Source organism: Nitrospirillum iridis (genome assembly GCF_014205765.1).
GTDB classification, from domain to species: Bacteria; Pseudomonadota; Alphaproteobacteria; order Azospirillales; family Azospirillaceae; genus Nitrospirillum; species Nitrospirillum iridis.
Window position 1 is genome coordinate 524,302 of the sequence record NZ_JACIIZ010000002.1, and the last position, 16,152, is coordinate 540,453.

At 68.1% G+C, this 16,152-nt stretch carries 16 protein-coding genes; 7 read left to right on the forward strand and 9 right to left on the reverse strand.

Annotation, left to right across the window (positions count from 1 at the left end; translation table 11 throughout):
• Positions 1 to 129: 129 nt before the first annotated feature.
• From FHS74_RS05315 to FHS74_RS05340, 6 genes are all read left to right on the forward strand, one after another.
• Positions 130 to 1,326: an MFS transporter gene (locus FHS74_RS05315; RefSeq protein ID WP_184798146.1), complete on the forward strand. Its 1,197-nt coding sequence runs from the start codon at positions 130 to 132 to the stop codon at positions 1,324 to 1,326.
• 146 nt (positions 1,327 to 1,472) lie between these two features.
• Entirely contained in the window at positions 1,473 to 2,603 is a 1,131-nt protein-coding gene (locus tag FHS74_RS05320; protein WP_184798148.1) for a catalase family peroxidase, read from the forward strand.
• Complete coding sequence (locus FHS74_RS05325) at positions 2,600 to 3,139, forward strand: cytochrome b (RefSeq protein WP_184798150.1); 540 nt, start codon at positions 2,600 to 2,602, stop codon at positions 3,137 to 3,139. The genes FHS74_RS05320 and FHS74_RS05325 overlap by 4 nt, the downstream gene beginning before the upstream one ends.
• 29 nt (positions 3,140 to 3,168) lie before the next feature.
• On the forward strand, positions 3,169 to 3,735 hold the full coding sequence (locus FHS74_RS05330) for a sigma-70 family RNA polymerase sigma factor (RefSeq protein WP_184798152.1): 567 nt from the start codon (positions 3,169 to 3,171) through the stop codon (positions 3,733 to 3,735).
• Entirely contained in the window at positions 3,732 to 4,553 is an 822-nt protein-coding gene (locus FHS74_RS05335; RefSeq protein ID WP_184798154.1) for an anti-sigma factor family protein, read from the forward strand. Before FHS74_RS05330 ends, FHS74_RS05335 begins: the two co-directional genes overlap by 4 nt.
• A 172-nt stretch (positions 4,554 to 4,725) precedes the next feature.
• Positions 4,726 to 5,082 carry a hypothetical protein gene (locus tag FHS74_RS05340; RefSeq protein WP_184798157.1) on the forward strand — a complete coding sequence of 119 codons (357 nt, stop codon included), beginning with the start codon at positions 4,726 to 4,728 and terminating at the stop codon, positions 5,080 to 5,082.
• A 57-nt stretch (positions 5,083 to 5,139) separates the two neighbouring features.
• Here the strand turns inward: FHS74_RS05340 and FHS74_RS05345 are convergent, their stop codons facing one another.
• The 9 genes from FHS74_RS05345 to FHS74_RS05385 form a co-directional block, all read right to left on the reverse strand.
• On the reverse strand, positions 5,140 to 6,060 hold the full coding sequence (locus FHS74_RS05345) for a bestrophin family protein (protein ID WP_184798159.1): 921 nt from the start codon (positions 6,058 to 6,060) through the stop codon (positions 5,140 to 5,142).
• 50 nt (positions 6,061 to 6,110) lie between these two features.
• On the reverse strand, positions 6,111 to 7,139 hold the full coding sequence (locus FHS74_RS05350; RefSeq protein WP_184798161.1) for an agmatine deiminase family protein: 1,029 nt from the start codon (positions 7,137 to 7,139) through the stop codon (positions 6,111 to 6,113).
• A gap of 102 nt (positions 7,140 to 7,241) precedes the next feature.
• Positions 7,242 to 8,072 carry an ABC transporter permease subunit gene (locus FHS74_RS05355; RefSeq protein WP_184798163.1) on the reverse strand — a complete coding sequence of 277 codons (831 nt, stop codon included), beginning with the start codon at positions 8,070 to 8,072 and terminating at the stop codon, positions 7,242 to 7,244.
• A complete protein-coding gene (locus FHS74_RS05360; RefSeq protein WP_184798304.1) occupies positions 8,072 to 8,977 on the reverse strand; it encodes an ABC transporter permease subunit in 906 nt (301 codons plus the stop codon). The genes FHS74_RS05355 and FHS74_RS05360 overlap by 1 nt, the downstream gene beginning before the upstream one ends.
• Positions 8,978 to 9,041: 64 nt before the next feature.
• Positions 9,042 to 10,235 carry an ABC transporter ATP-binding protein gene (locus tag FHS74_RS05365; RefSeq protein ID WP_211106116.1) on the reverse strand — a complete coding sequence of 398 codons (1,194 nt, stop codon included), beginning with the start codon at positions 10,233 to 10,235 and terminating at the stop codon, positions 9,042 to 9,044.
• A gap of 283 nt (positions 10,236 to 10,518) precedes the next feature.
• Complete coding sequence (locus FHS74_RS05370; RefSeq protein ID WP_184798165.1) at positions 10,519 to 11,601, reverse strand: polyamine ABC transporter substrate-binding protein; 1,083 nt, start codon at positions 11,599 to 11,601, stop codon at positions 10,519 to 10,521.
• Between the two features lie 195 nt (positions 11,602 to 11,796).
• Complete coding sequence (locus FHS74_RS05375; RefSeq protein ID WP_184798166.1) at positions 11,797 to 13,617, reverse strand: monovalent cation:proton antiporter-2 (CPA2) family protein; 1,821 nt, start codon at positions 13,615 to 13,617, stop codon at positions 11,797 to 11,799.
• A 169-nt stretch (positions 13,618 to 13,786) separates the two neighbouring features.
• A complete protein-coding gene (locus FHS74_RS05380) occupies positions 13,787 to 14,959 on the reverse strand; it encodes a glutathionylspermidine synthase family protein (protein WP_184798168.1) in 1,173 nt (390 codons plus the stop codon).
• Positions 14,960 to 14,973: 14 nt separating this feature from the next.
• Positions 14,974 to 15,240 (reverse strand): hypothetical protein, encoded by a 267-nt coding sequence (locus FHS74_RS05385; RefSeq protein WP_184798170.1) that lies wholly within the window; start codon positions 15,238 to 15,240, stop codon positions 14,974 to 14,976.
• Positions 15,241 to 15,507: 267 nt separating this feature from the next.
• On the opposite strand from FHS74_RS05385, the gene FHS74_RS05390 reads away from it, so the two are divergent.
• Entirely contained in the window at positions 15,508 to 15,993 is a 486-nt protein-coding gene (locus FHS74_RS05390) for a GNAT family N-acetyltransferase (protein ID WP_184798172.1), read from the forward strand.
• Positions 15,994 to 16,152 lie beyond the last annotated feature (159 nt).

Consider the following 16,152-nt stretch of genomic DNA (forward strand, 5'->3'; position numbering starts at 1 on the left):
CAGTCCCCAGGCTTCCCGGCATCGTCCACCCGCATGGCTCATGCTGCAACGCGGCATGACAACGCTTACCCATTTTCAGCGATGCTGGGGGCACATCGTTCAGCGCCCGCCGATTCCGGAGTGTTTCCAGTGCCCTTGCCCCTGCTTGCCCTCGCCATCGCCTCCTTCGGCATCGGCACGACCGAGTTCGTGATCATGGGCATGCTGCCGGACCTGGCGCAGGATCTCCGCGTCAGCATCCCCGAGGCCGGCATGCTGGTCACGGCCTACGCGTTGAGCGTGGTGGTGGGCGCCCCCATCCTGGCGGTCGCCACCGCCCGCCTGCCGCGCAAGAGCGCGCTGATCGGCCTGATGGGCATCTTCATCGTCGGCAACCTGTTCTGCGCCCTGGCCCCCAGCTATGGCCTGCTGATGGCGGCGCGCATCGTCACCGCGCTGTCGCACGGCACCTTCTTCGGCGTCGGCGCCGTGGTGGCCGCCGGCCTGGTGCCCAGGCACAAGCGGGGCCAGGCCATCGCCCTCATGTTCTCCGGCCTGACGCTGGCCAACGTCCTGGGCGTGCCCTTGGGCACCGCGCTGGGGCATGAGCTGGGCTGGCGCGCCACCTTCTGGGCGGTGGTCGTCATCGGCCTCATCGCCGCCGGCGCCCTGGCGCTGTGGCTGCCCCGCGGCCTGCCCGGCAGCAGCGGCGGCAGCCTGCTGGGCGAGTTCCGCGTGCTGGGCCGCCCCCAGGTCGCCATGGCCATGATGATCAGCATCATCTCCTCCGCCAGCCTGTTCAGCGTGCTGACCTACATCACCCCGCTGCTGGAGCATGTCACGGGCTTCACGCCCGACCAGGTGACCTACGTCCTGCTGCTGTTCGGCGTGGGCCTGACGGTGGGCAACCTGGTGGGCGGGCGGCTGGCCGACTGGAAGATGATGCCGGTGGTCATGACCACCTTCGGCATCATCACCCTGATCCTGGTGGCCCTGGTGTGGACCAGCGCCACCCCCATGGGCGTCGTCCCCACCCTGGTGCTGTGGGGCATCGCCGCCTTCAGCGTGGGTTCCCCCCTGCAGATGCGGGTGGTGGACCAGGCGCGCGGCGCGCCCAATCTCGCCTCCACCCTGAACCAGGGCGCCTTCAACATGGGCAACGCCCTGGGCGCCTGGTTCGGCGGCATCGCCATCGACCATGGCGTCGCCTACGGTCACCTGCCCTGGCTGGGCGCGGGCCTGGCCGTCTGCGCCCTGACCCTGACCGCTATCGCCGCCGCCACCGACAAGGGCAGCCCCCAGGCGGACGGCCTGGAAGACGACGACTGCGCCAGCTTCGCCCATTGAGGGCCAGCGGCGCTGGGAACGCGCCATAAAATAAATTTGGCCAGAAAATAAATTTGGATTGTCCGGAATAATCCGGCACCGGCGGCGTCAACCTTGGTAGCGGCCCCCGGCAAGGGGGGCCGTTGAGGCCGAAAGGGACCCCGCCCATGCCCGGTGCATACCGATTACAGGATATCCTCAACCGCCGCGGCCTGACGTCGCTGCTGGCCATCGGCGCCGTCGCCGGCGGGGCCACCGCCGCGTTCGCCTATGCCGGGGGATGGCTGGCGCCCAGCCGGCTGCAGCCCGCGCCCATCGTCAACGCCCTGGAGGGACACGACGGCCGCCATGAAGGCTTCCGCCGCGCCCATGCCAAGGGCCTGTGCGTGGTGGGCCATTTCGACGGCACCGGCCAAGGCCTGACGCTGAGCAAGGCCAGCCTGTTCCGCCAAGCGACCACACCGGTCATCGGCCGCTTCTCGCTGGCCGGCGGCGTGCCCGATGCCGGCGACGGCCGCGTCACCTTCCACAGCCTGGCGCTGAAGTTCCAGCTGCCGGCGGGGGAACAGTGGCGCATGGCCATGAACCACGTGCCCGTCTTCCCGGTGGCCACACCGCAGGCCTTCCTGGATTTCCAGGTGGCGACCACGCCCGATCCCGCCACCGGCAAGCCCGACCCGGCCAAAGTCCAGGCCTACATGGCCCGGCATCCGGAGACCAAGGCCTTCGCCGACTACATGGCCAAAGCCCCCCTGCCCAGCAGCTTCGCCAACGCCAGCTACAACAGCGTCAACGCCTTCCGCTTCACCAACGGTCAGGGCCAGACGCGGCTGGCGCGCTGGATCTTCACGCCCGAGGCGCCGTTCCAGGAACTGGACAAGGCCACCCTGGCGGCCCAGCCGCGCGATTTCCTGTTTGACGAGGTGGCCGGCCGCCTGGCCCAGGGCCCCCTGGTCTGGCACATGTCCATCATCCTGCCCGACGTCGGCGACCCCACCGACGACGCCACCAAGCCCTGGCCGGAGGACCGCCGCCGCGTGGAGGTGGGCACCCTGACCATCGACCGCGCGGTGACGGAGGATGACGGCCCCTGTCGCGACGTGAACTTCGACCCCACCATCCTGCCGGCCGGCGTGGCGCCATCGGACGACCCGCTGCTGGCCGCCCGTTCCTCCGTCTACGCCGTGGGCTATACCCGCCGCACCGGCGAGCCGGCCGCGCCCAGCGCGCTCGCCCACGACACAGCCTTTCCGGCGACCGCCGGCCGGCAGCCCGCCACCATGGAGCCCGCGCAATGAGCCCCCATACCTTCAGCGGCGCCGCCCGCCTGCTGCACTGGCTGATGGCCGTCCTGATCATCGGCATGCTGTTCATCGGCGTGGGCATGGTCTCCACCGTGGGGAACAGCCACACCTGGCTGGTGCCGCTGCACAAGTCGGTCGGTGCCACTCTGCTGGTCCTGGTGCTGATCCGGCTGGCGGTGCGCGCCACCCATCGCCCCCCGCCGCTGCCGGCGGACATGCCGGCACCCCAGAAGGCCATCGCCCACCTGTCGCACATCGTGCTGTACGCCCTGATGATCGCCTTGCCGCTGGTGGGTTGGTCCATGCTGTCGGCCGGGGGCTATCCCATCACCGTCTGGGGTGCGGCACATCTGCCGCCCCTGATGGCGCCAGACCGCGGGCTGTACGCGACCTTGCGCCACCTGCACACCTACCTTGCGTACGCCCTGTTCCTCACCGTCATCGCCCACTTGTCCGCCGCGCTGATGCATGCCTTCCTTTTCAGGGACGGCGTGTTCCAGAGCATGGCGGCCTGGCGTACCCGCCGCTGACGGCGGACGCGCGCCCTGGGAGGTGGCCCATGCAGGATATGATGCGGCTGGTGGAACCGCTGATCCCCCCGCTCCGGCGCTATGCCCGGGCGCTGGTCAAGGATCACGCCACGGCGGACGATCTGGTGCAGGACTGCCTGGAGCGGGCCATCACCCGCTGGCACCAGCGGCGGGCGGACGGCGATGCCCGTACTTGGCTGTTCACCATCCTGCACAACCTGGCCGTCAGCCACATGCGCCAGAACCGGCGGCGCGGCGGCCACGTGGCCCTGGACGACGTGGTCGACGAGTCCATGATCGCCCGGCCGCCGACACAGGAGGACGCGCTGCACCACACCGATGTGATGCAGGCGCTGCACACCCTGCCGGAAGACCAGCGCAGCGTCCTGCTGCTGGTGTCGGTGGAAGACCTGAGTTACGCCGAGGCGGCGCGGGTGCTGGACATTCCCATCGGCACCGTCATGTCCCGCCTGGCCCGGGCGCGGGAGAAGTTGTCGCGGAAGATGGAGGGTGCCTCCGCCCCGATGAGTGTCAAGGACGGCGCCACCGTCCACCGCCCGGTTTTCGGTGCGTCGCTTTTCAGGAGAGTGAAATGAGCGCGGGTCGCCCCATCACCGAGGAAGACTTGCAGGCCTATGTCGACCGCGCCCTGGACGCCAAGCGTCAGGCGGAGGTGGAGGAGTACCTGGCCACCCATGCCGACGCCGCGGAACGCGTGGCGGCCTATACCGCCCAGCGCGCGGCCCTGCGCGCCACCCTGGCCCCCGTCGTGGAGGAGCCGGTGCCCGACCGACTGAACCTGGCCCGATTGATCGAAGCGCGGCGGCATCGCCACGCCCGCGCCTGGCTTTCTGGCGCCGGCGCCGCTTCCGGGATCGACCCCTGGCGGACCATCGCCGCCGCCCTGGCGCTGCTGCTGGTCGGCGGGGCCGGGGGATGGTCCATGCACGGCATGGCCGCCAAAGGGGCCATGACCCCGGTCAACATGCTGACGCAGGAGGCCATGGACAACTATCGCGTCTACGCCGCCGACACCGTTCGGCCGGTGGAAATGCGGGCGGGCGAGCAGGAACAGCTGTTGCGCTGGATATCGAAGCGCCTGGAGCGCCCGGTGGCGGTTCCGGACCTGTCGGCCTCCGGTTATCGCTTCATGGGCGGCCGGCTGGTGGCAACAGCCCATGGCCCCGGCGCCCTGTTCTTCTATGACGACGACAGCGGCAACCGCATCGCCATGATGGTGCGCCCCATGAAGCAGGATGGCGATGCCCCCATGACCGAACACCAGAAGGACACGGTGGGCGGCGTCACCTGGTGCAATCGCGGCCTGGGCTACAGCCTGGTGGCCGACGCCTCACCCCAGTCCCTGCACCCCCTGGCGGATGAGGCGCGGCGGCAGCTGAAGGCCAAGATTTGACGCCAGCAGCGCCGCGCCGAAATGCGATCCCGCCATTGAGCGGACTTGTCCAAGCAAAAAACTAAAACTTTGCAGGACGGGAATAAAGCGACGCGGCCGGCGTCTTATTGGCATCCCCAGCGCGGGAAACACAAATCCCTCCCCCCCGATGCCAAGTAAAGGAGCTTAGGCCATGAATACCCGGACTCTGTCTGCCGCGACCAAGAGCATTGCCGCCGCCCTGATGATCGCCGCGACCTTTGCCACCCCGGCCGCCTTCGCCATGCCGGTCACCGCCAGCGACACCATGACCATCCAGCACACTTGCCAACAGACGTTGGGCCTGACGATCAACGACACGGACTACGCCGCCTGCGTCAGCACGCTGAGCCAGGCGCTGGCCACCGCCATGCCGCACGAACGCCGCGGCGTGCCCAGCGACAACGCCGCCTGCGCCGAGGTCGGCCTGATGCCCGGCACCACCGGCTACAGCCGCTGCGTCGCCAACCTGGACGGCGCCTTGGCGCAGGCCCAGTTGTCGCCCAACTGACCCCGCTTCGGCCCCGCGCCCCTTCCCCGCTCCCGGGCGTGGGGTGCGGCGGCCGGCTCACATCAAAAGATGGCCCTTGGCCTGCGGCAAGGGCGGCAGGTCCGTCTCCCCCAGCGCCTCGCGCAGGTTGATTTCGATGGTGTCGGCCAGCGCCTCGATGGGCAGGGCGTTGGCCCGCGTGCCGAACGGTTCCTCCAACTCATCACCCAAGGCGTCCAGACCGAAGAAGGTGTAGGCCACCAGCGCCGTGATGAAGGGCGTGCCCCAGTGCAGCACGTCGGCGAAGCCGAAGGGCAGCAGGAAACAGAACAGATAGGCCGTGCGGTGCAGCAGCAGGGTGTAGCCGAAGGGCACCGGCGTGTTGCGGATGCGCTCACACGCCGCCAGCACGGCCGACATCCGCTCCACCGTGCCATCCAGCACGGCATACTGCATGTCGCTGATGTGGCGGCCGGCCAGCAGGTCGGCCAGCACCTGGCCCATCTGGCGCAGCAGGAAATCGGGCCGGTTGCGTGAGGCCTCGAACCCCGCCAACTGGCTGGACGACAGGGGCTTGCGCGCCTTGGTGGCATCCACCCCCGGACGCAGATGGCAGACGCAGGCATGGGCGAAGGCCATGGTCAGGCGCAACAGCTGCCGCCGGGCGGCCTTCGGCTCCCCCTCCCGCTCGATGATCAGTGTCTGCCGCGCCAGGTCGCGCGCGGCCTGGACCAGTTGGCCCCAGTCCTTGCGCGCCTCCCACCAGCGGTCGTAACAGGCGTTGTTGCGGAAGCCCAGGAACACCGACAGGGCGATGCCCAGCAGGGCGAAGGGCGCGCCGTTGAAGGCGGGCGTCCAGCCGGGATGGGCGCCACGCCCCCACACCACGCCAGCCGACAGGGCGAAGATCACCAGCACCTGCGGCAGGATGCGCAGGACGATGGAACCGCGCAGGATGAAGAACAGCCGCAGCAGGCCAGGCCGGTCCCGGACGATCATGATGGGGCTTCCATGGGCAAGACCACCGACGGCCGGCGGCGACCAGCCCGTCAGGGCTTGGGCTGCTGTTGGGTGATGCAGTGGATGCCGCCGCCGCCGCGCACGATGTCCAGCGCCGGCACCTGCACGATCTGGCGATCGGGGTAGAGGCGGGAGAACAGCTTGGCCGCCTCCGCGTCCATGGGGTCCTCGAAGGCGGGCAGGACCACGCCGCCGTTGGCGAGGTAGAAGTTGGTGTAGGACAGGGTCAGGCGCACGCCGGCCTGTTCCTGGCGCGCGGGCGTGCGCAGGGTGACGATCTCCAGTTCGCGGCCCTGGGCGTCGGTGGCCATGGACAGCCGCTCGATATTGTCCTGGAAGGTGGCGAAGTTGGGATCGTCGGGGTCGTCCGTGGTCATGGCCAGCACCAGGCCGGGGCGGATGAAGCAGGCGATCTCATCGATATGGCCGTCGGTCTCGTCCTGCTCATACCCCCGGCCCAGCCAGATGACGCCGCGCACGCCCAGGAAGTCGCGCAAGTGCCCCTCGATCTCCCCCCGGGTCAGGCCGGGGTTGCGGTTGGGGTTCAGCAGGCATTCCTCGGTGGTGATCAGCGTGCCCTCGCCATCCACATGGAAGGACCCACCCTCCATGATCAGCGGCGCCTGGAAACGGGGAAGGCCCAAACTCTTCAACACCTCGGCCGCCACGTGGGTGTCGGCGTCGAAATCATCGTAGTTGCGGCCCCAGGCGTTGAAGCCCCAATCCACGCCACCAATGCCGCCCTTGCCATCGATGACGAAGCTGGGGCCGTTGTCACGGATCCAGCTGTCGGACAGGGGCACGGGGATGACGCTGACCGGCGATCCCGAACAGAAAACGGAGGCCTCCGCCACCTCGCCCGGCGGGGCCACGATGGTCACGGGCTCGAACTGGGCGATGGCCTTGGCCACGCCGGCATAGGCCCGGCGGGCGGCGTCCAGCCCGTTGGGGAAGGTCTCCGCCCGGTTGGGCCAGGCCATCCAGCAGCGGTCGTGCGGATGCCATTCGCCGGGCATGATAAAGCCCGCCGCAGCGGGGGAACCGGGGGTGAAGGTCATGGGCTTCGCCGCTCTCCGCCACCGCCCCGGGCGGGGCGGCTGTAAAGGTACTATTCCAGCCCGGGCCGCAGGCTGGCAATCGGCAGTTCGGCCAGGTCGTCCTCAGACCCGGCCGGCCTGGCTTTCCTCACGCTCACGGATGCGGGCGCGGCGGGCTTCCAGGAAGCCGGCGAGGCCGATGCCGGTGGCGACGACGGCCACCACGATGGTGGCCAGCGCGTTGATCTCCGGCTTCAGCCCCAAGCGGATGGAGGAGAAGACGATCATCGGCAGGGTGGTGGAGCCGGGGCCGGAGACGAAGCTGGTGATGACCAGATCGTCCAGCGACAGGGTGAAGGCCAGCAGCCAGCCGGACACGATGGCGGGTGCGATGATGGGCAGGGTGATGACGAAGAACACCTTGGCCGGCCGGGCCCCCAGGTCCATCGCCGCCTCTTCCAACGACACGTCCATGCTGACCAGGCGCGACTGGATGACCACGGCGACGAAGGACATGGTGAAGGTGATGTGGGCCAGCACGATGGTCAGCACACCGCGCCCCGCCGGCCAGCCGATCAGCTGTTCCAGGCTAACGAACAGCAGCAACAGGGCCAGGCCCATGATGACTTCGGGCATCACCAGGGGCGCGGAGATCATGCCGGCGAACAGCGCCCGGCCGCGGAAGGCGCCGAAGCGGGCCAGCATCATGCCCGCCAGCGTGCCCAGCACCACCGCGCCGCAGGCGGTGGCGAAGGCGATGCGCAGCGACAGCCAGGCCGCCTCCAGCATCTGCCCGTCCTCGATCAGCTCGTGGTACCAGCGCAGGGAAAAGCCGGTCCACACCGTCAGCGAGCGGTTGTCGTTGAAGGAATAGACCACCAGCAGGACGATGGGCAGGTAGAGGAAGGCCAGGCCCGCGCCCAGCAGGATCATCGGCAGGCGGGATTTCCTCATCAGGCGGCCCCCTTGTCCTGATCGCGGCCCTGGAAATGCTGGAAGATCATGATGGGGCCCACCAGGAAGGCCAGCAGGGCGATGGCCACGGCGGAGGCGGACGGCCAGTCGCGGCTGTTGAAGAACAGGTTCCACAGCTCGCGCCCGATCATCAGCGTATCGGACCCGCCCAGCAGCGAGGGGATGACGAACTCACCCACCGCCGGGATGAACACCAGCAGCGATCCGGCGATGATGCCCGGCAGCGACAGCGGCAGGGTGATGGTCAGGAACGCCTTCCACGGCCTGGCACCCAGATCCGCCGCCGCCTCCAGCAGCGTATGGTCCAGCTTCTCCAGCGTGGCGTAGAGCGGCAGGATCATGAAGGGCAGGTAGGAATAGGTGATGCCGATATAGACCGCCCAATCGGTGTACAGGATCTTCAGCGGCTCGTGGATGATGCCGAGGCTGAGCAGCAGGTTATTCAACAGCCCCTCATCCTTCAGGATGCTCATCCACGCGTAGACGCGGATGAGGAAGCTGGTCCAGAACGGCAGGATGATCAGCATCAGCAGCGGCCCGCGCCGCTTTTCCGGCGCCGTGGCGATGGCGTAGGCCATGGGATAGCCGATCAGCAGGCAGCAAAGGGTCGAGACGAAGGCGATCTTCAGCGAGTTCAGATAGGCCAGGATGTACAGGTCGTCCTCGAACAGCGCCTGGAAGCCGCTGAAGCGGATCTTCAGGTCCAGGCCGCCATCCACCCATTCGATCAGCTTGGTGAAGGGCGGGATGCCCACCGCCGGCTCCGCCACGCTGATCTTCAGCACGATCAGGAAGGGGACGAGGAAGAACAGCACCAGCCAGGCATAGGGGCCCAGGATGACGCCACCACGGCCGGTGAGGCCCAGGCGGCGGGTGACGGCCAGCGCGCGCTGCTTCAGGGATGGCGGGCGGACGGGAAGGTGTGCGGCCAAAGCGGGTCCCCTCCCCTCAGTCCGTCAGCACGACGCCGGCGAACGGGCGCCAGCACAGCCAGACCTCGTCATCCCAGGTGATGGGCAGTTCGGTGCGGCGGGTCACGTTGGGCGCCGTCGCCCGCACGCGCTTACCGCTGGGCAGGTCGATCTGATAGATGGAGACGTCGCCCAGATAGGCGATCTCGCGCACCACGCCCCGGGTGACGTTGCGGCCCTCGACCAGCTCCGCCGGCTTGTCCTTGGTGATGCTGACCTTCTCCGGCCGTATGGCGACCCAGCAGCGGCTGCCCTCCGGCAGATGGGCGGCATGGGTGACGTAGAGGTCGCAGCCGGCCTCGGCCGAACGGATCAGGGAATGGTCGGCCTCGGACTCCACGACGTGGCCCTCGAACATGTTCACCGACCCGATGAACTCCGCCGTGAAGCGGCTGTTGGGGTATTCGTAAATCTCGGTCGGCGTGCCCACCTGGGCGATATGGCCGTGGTCCATCACCGCGATGCGGCTGGACATGGTCATGGCCTCTTCCTGGTCGTGGGTCACGACCACGAAGGTGACGCCCAGCTTCTCCTGGATGTTCACCAGCTCGAACTGCGTCTGTTCGCGCAGGCGCTTGTCCAAGGCCCCCAGCGGCTCGTCCAGCAGCAGCAGCTTGGGCTTCTTCACCAGGGAGCGGGCCAGGGCCACGCGCTGGCGCTGGCCACCCGACAGCTGGTGCGGCTTGCGCTTGGCGAAGGGGGTCAGCTTCACCATCTCCAGCATCTCCGCCACACGGGCGCGGATCTCATCCTTGGGCACGCCATCCTGGCGCAGGCCGAAGGCCACGTTGTTCTCCACCGTCATGTGGGGGAACAGGGCGTAGGACTGGAACATCATGTTGACCGGGCGGTCGTAGGGCGGGATGCCGGCCATGTCGACACCGTCGATGAAGATGCGGCCCTCGGTCGGCGTCTCGAACCCGGCCAGCATGCGCAGCAGCGTCGTCTTTCCCGACCCGGAGCCGCCCAGCAGCGAGAAGAACTCCCCGCGATAGATCGACAGGCTGACATTGTCCACGGCCGTGAAGTCGCCGAACCGCTTAACCACCTTCTCGATCTGGACATAAGGCTTGGCGTTCGGATCACGCCAGGGCTCAAGCGGGGCGGCTTGGCTCTTGCCAATCGGGTTCTTCGGGGCCGGCCGGGGACGGAGGTCGGGGGCGTCGGACATGAGGCGGCTGATCACAATGCTGGAAGTGGGCCTGATGGGGACGTCCGATGGGCGCTTCCTGGATTGGGAATCGCTTGCCCGGAAAAGCGTTCCGAACCTGCTGAATGCCAGGGTGCGCCCCCGCTGTCCACCGGAACTATGGGGTCTGCGGCCCCTGGCCGCGCGTTTTTTCCGCAGGCGCGAATTTGCGCGAATACCCGCCTGCGGAAAGCCGTTGGCGCCCAAGGAAAAGGGGCGCCCCCAAGCGGCGGCGCCCCCTCTTGTTCCGCCTTGGACAGCGGCCTCAGCGGCCGGTCTTGATGCGCGTCCAGGTGCGGTTGCGCTCCTGCTCCGCCCGCTGGGCCAGCTGCTTGATGGTGAACAGCTTTTCGACCACCTCCTTGGGCGGGTAGATGCGCGGGTTGTCCTTGATCTCCGTCTTCAGCAGCGGCAGCGAGGCCGGCACGGCGTTGGCGTAGGACACGGCGTTGCTGATGCCGGCCATCACCTTGGGATCCAGCATGTAGTTGATGTAGGCGTGGGCCTCGGCCACGTTCGGCGCCCCGGCCGGGATGGCCAGGGTGTCGAACCACAGCTGGGCGCCTTCCTTGGGGATGGCGTAGTCGATCTTGATCTTGCCGCCGGAACGGGCCTGGGCCTGCAGCACGTCGCCGGAGTAGCCGATGGCGACGCAGGCGTCACCGCTGGCAAGCGGATCGATGACGGAGGGGACGAAGGTCTTGATGTAGGGGCGGATGGCGGCCATCAACTCGCCCGCCTTCTTCACGTCCTCCGACTTCTCGCTGCTGGGCGGCAGCCCCAGATAGTTGAGGACGGAGGGCAGGATGTCGGCCGGGCTGTCCAGGATGACGATGCCGCAGCTGGCCAGCTTCTTGGCGCTTTCCGGATCGAACACCTGCTTCCAGCTGTCGATGGTGGCCGTGCCCAGCGCCGCCTTCACCTTGTCCGGGTTGTAGCCGATGCCGACGGTGCCCCACTGGTAGATGGCGGCGTATTCATTGCCGGGGTCGACCTCCGCCAGGCGGGCCATGAGGACGGGGTCCAGGTTCTTCAGGTTGGGGATCTTTGACTTGTCCAGCTTCTGCACCGCCTGGGCCTGGATGAACTTGCGGAGCGTGGGCTGGGCCGTGGGGACGATGACGTCGTAGCCGGAGTTGCCCGTCAGCAGCTTGGCTTCCAGCGTCTCCAGGTCGGTGTAGACGTCGTACTTGGTCTGGATGCCGGTGGACTTGGTGAAATCGGCCAGGGTGGTCTCGCCGATATAGTCGGTCCAGTTGTAGACGTGGACCGTCTTGCTCTGCGCCCAGGCGGCCCCGGCGACCACCGCCACCAATCCCGCCAGCAGCGGCACCAGCTTCTTTTTCATCCATTTCCCCGTTCTTGGAAATCGGCGGGGCCTCGATGAGGCCGCCAGTCGGTGGGCATTTGCACCCCATGGCGCCAGCCCTGTCAAGCCGTGGGGGGCCCCTGTCGCCTATTTGGACTACATCCTGCGCGCAGGCCCGCGCTGTTTGCGACAAGCCATGGAAAACCCAGGCACCTTGGGTTGCCTGGGCACCGCCTAGACCGGCGTGACACGCTCCGCGATCTCGCGCGTTTCCTGGGTCAGGGGCCGGGCCTCCTTGGCCGCCTGGAACAGCGGCGTGGGCTTGGGCTCCAGGGGAAGGAACTGCTTCAGGCCGATGAGGCGGCCGCTGGCCTGCTCCAGCGCCAGGCGCTCCTGGTCGCGGCGGCGCACCTCCTCCGCCGTCTCCCGCGCCTCCTCCTCCGACAGGCCCAGGAACTCCAGCGCGCCCTGGCCAAAGGCCAGCGCCGATTCCCAGGTCTCGCGCACCTGCAGGTCCACGCCGGCGGCGATCAGGTGCAGGGTGTGGCGGCGGTCATAGGCGCGCACCAGCAGGCCGGCGTGGGGGAAGCTGGCCTTGACCAGTTCCACGATCTTGTTGGCGGTGTCCTTGTCGTCCACGCACACCGCCACCGCCCGGGCCCGCCCGGCACCCGAGGCGTGCAGCACGTCCAGGTTGGTGCCGTCGCCATAATAGATCTGGAAGCCGAAATTGGTCGCCGCCTGGATCATCTCCACATCCGTGTCGATGATGGTGACGTCCAGCCCCCGGGCCAGCAGGGTCTGGCTGACCACCTGGCCGAAGCGGCCGAAACCGATGACCAGCACCGCGCCCTCCAGCCCATCCGGCCGGGCCAGCCCCTCGGTATCCGGGGCCGGCGCCGGCAGCAGCGACCACACCAGGCGCACGGTCATGGGCGTCAGCACCATGGACAGGATGACGGTGGCGGTCATGATGGCGTTCACCTGCCCGTCCAGCACGCCGACAGCGGCACCGGCGCCATAGAGGACGAAGGCGAACTCTCCCCCCTGGGCGAACAGGGTGGTGCGCTGGATGGCCTCCCGGCAATCGGCGCCGGAGACGCGGGCAACGGCATAGATGCCCGCCGCCTTGGTGACCACGCACCCCGCCAGCACCAGCAGCACCATCCGCCACTCCGCCGCCACCACGGCCAGGTCCAGCGACATGCCCACGGCCATGAAGAACAGACCCAGCAGCAGGCCACGGAAGGGCTCGATATCCGCCTCCAACTGGTGGCGGAAGCCGGAACCGGACAGCAGCACGCCGGCCAGGAAGGCGCCCATGGCCATGGACAAACCGCTGCTTTCCATCAGCAGCGCCGTGCCCAGCACCACCGCCAGGGCCGCCGCCGTCATCGCTTCCCGCACCCGGGACGCCGCCAGCAGCCCGAACAGCGGGTTCATCACCCAGCGACCGGCCACGACGACCAGGGCCACGGCGGCGGCGGCCACCGCCACCCCCACCCAGCTGCCGCGCAAATCGTGGCTGGCTTCCGGCGCCAGCAGGGCGACGACGGCCAGCAGCGGCACGACCGACAGATCCTCCAGCAGCAGGATGGACATCGCGCGCTGGCCGAAGGGGGTCGACATCTCGCCCTTCTCATCCAGGGTCTGGATGATGGCGGCGGTGGAGGACTGGGCGAATCCCATGGCGGCGACGAAGGCCACGGCGGGTGGGAAGCCCGCCAGCACCCCGGCGATGGTCATCACGGCGCCGCAGACGGCGGCCTGCGCCACGCCCAAGCCGAAAATCTGACGGCGCAGGGTCCACAGCTTGGCCGGCCGCATCTCCAGCCCGATGAGGAACAGGAACATGACCACGCCCAGTTCGGCGAAGTGCAGCACGGCCGCCGGATCGGCCAGGACGCGGAAACCGTAGGGGCCAATGGCCAGGCCCGCCGCCAGATAGCCAAGGATGGAGCCGAAGCCCAGGCGCTTGAACAATGGTGCCGCCACCACGCCAGCACCCAGCACGGCCACGATCTGCATCAGGTCGACGCCGGACGTCTCGGTCACGCGGGATACCCCCAAAACCTTGCCGCGAAAGGACCGCCGCCTGAATGGCTTGGGGCCCGGATCGTCCGGACCCTAACAAGGATGCAACGGCCGGGGCAAGCCGGGCGGCCGCCCCCATGTCCCGCAGGCGGTCCCGGAGGCGGTCCCAGCATCCGTCAACAAAAGTCGGTCAGCGGAAGTAATGGGGCAGGAAGCGCGACGTGCCGGTGATGATGGGGCCCGCATCCTCGCGCACGCACAGGCCGGCGGCCTCGTCCCCCACCACCCAGGCGCCCAGCACCACGTGCCGGCCATCGTCGCGGGCCAGATCCACCGCCCGCTGGTAGACCATCGGCCCCTGGCCGTAGCCGCCCGGGGTGCGCAACACCTCCCGCCCATCGCGAACCAGGCGGATGTTGGCTCCCTCCCGCGCCTGCGCCGGCTTGGCGACCCAGTCCGCCCCCATCGCGTCCGGCGTGAAGGCGGCGGGCAGCAGGTTGGGATGGCCGGGGAACAGGTCCCACAGCACGGTCAGGATGGCCTTGTGCGACAGCAACATCTTCCAGGGTGGTTCCACCACCGTGAGGCCGGCGTCCGGGAGGTGCGCGCCGAAAGGTTCCGCCGCCAGCCATTCCCAGGGATAGAGCTTGAACCACACCGACAGCGGCCGGCGCCGCTCATCGACGAAACGGCGCTTGGCCGTATCCCAGCCGACCTGGGTAATGGGCAGGTGGACAGCGTTCAGCCCCGCTTGCCGCGCCGTATCAACCAGATATTCGACCGTGCGCAATTCCTCCTCATACTCGGCGTAGGAGGAAAGGTGGACGGGGGCGCCCGCCGGTACCTGGCGGCCGATCCGCCGCCAGCGTTCGATCAGCCGCTCATGAATGGAATTGAACTGGTCTGCGTCAGGCAGCACATCGCGCAGCCAAAACCATTGCACCACCGCCGATTCAATCAATGTCGTAGGAGTATCGGCGTTGTACTCCAGCATCTTGGGTTCATTCAGCCCCTCCCGCGCCGGATTGAACGCCAGGTCGAACCGGCCGTACAGGGCGGGATCGCCGCGGCGCCAACTCCGGATGACATACGCGCGGTAGGCCGGATCGAGGCCGAAACGGTCCATCAGCGTCGGGCTGCCCACCACCGCGTCCACCGCCTGTAGGCACAGCTGGTGGAGGGTGTTGGCCGCCGCCTCCAGCGTGTCGATCTCTTCCGCGCTGAAGGCATAGGCGGCGCTCTCGTCCCACCACAGGCCCTCCGCCTGGCCGCCGGGCGGCAGACCCAGCGCGTGATAGGTCAGACCTTGCGACTCAATGCGGGCAACCCAGTCGGGCCGGGGTGCGAAGGAAATGCGTTCCATGGCCACGCCCCCCGCTACTCGCCGCCGCCGCCACCGTGTCCGCCGCCCTCACCGCCGCCGCCGTGAGCGGCGGCACTTTCGCCAAAGCCGCCCGTCTCCACGCCACCCGACTTGGAGCCGGAGGAATAGACGCCGACATGGGTGCCACCGCCGGAGCGGCAGTCGGCCTGCTGGTTCTGGTTCGCCTTGCAATCCTGATCATGCTTGGAATCACACCCGCCCAGCGACAGCGTCGTCGCGGCGGCCAAGACCGCCAACGTGATGTGGTGACTGCGTTTCATGGATTTGGATCCCGAAGGTTGGCAACCGGGGTCGCCCGCAAGTCTAACGGCACTCGTCATGGCCCGTGTTCGACGGGGCATCCCCGCGCCACGCAGGGTGAGCCGTTCGCCCCCCTCGCACCATTACAACTGAAACAGGTCTGTCCATGCATAATTGTGTGGGACACGGGTTTGAACCCGCATGCCGCGCACCGTCAGGAAGGCCCTTGACGGTGCGGTGGCGCTGGCGGCAGATGGCGCCGCCCATCCCTTGAGCGAAGCGACCCCATGCCCTGGCGTCCCATGGCGGCGATCGACCTGCCCGCCGTCTTCACCCTGGCCTGCGCCATCCACGTCGACCACTTCGAGGCGCTGGAGGTGATGGCTGACAAGCTGGCCGCCTACCCGGCCGGCTGCCTCGTGCTGGACGGGACGGACGGCGGCGTCAACGGCTATGCCATCAGCCATCCGTATGGGAAGGGCCGGGTGCCCAAGCTGAACCACCTGCTGGGCGGTCTGCCGGCCGATGCGGACATCTACTATATCCACGATGTCGCCATCGCCCCCGCCGCCCGTGGCCAAGGCCAGGCGGAAGCCGTGGTCGCCATGCTCGCCGGACACGCGCGCGACGCCGGCTTTACCGAAATGCGGCTGCTATCGGTGAACAACACCATGGCCTTTTGGTCACGGAAAGGTTTTACTGCCATACATATCGCATCCCTGGACGTGTCGAGTTATGGCGCCGACGCCGTCTACATGGGAAAATCGCTGTAAGCTGTTCCTGCCAAGGTAATGTCGGCGATGCCGATATAGCAGGCCACACCTTGCCCGCAGTCGGGGTATAGCCAGCCGCGAGAACAGCGACATCCTGTCGCACCCGTACCGGCTGGTGGTCCCCTCATGTCCTTCCTGAAATCACTGCGCGGCATCAGC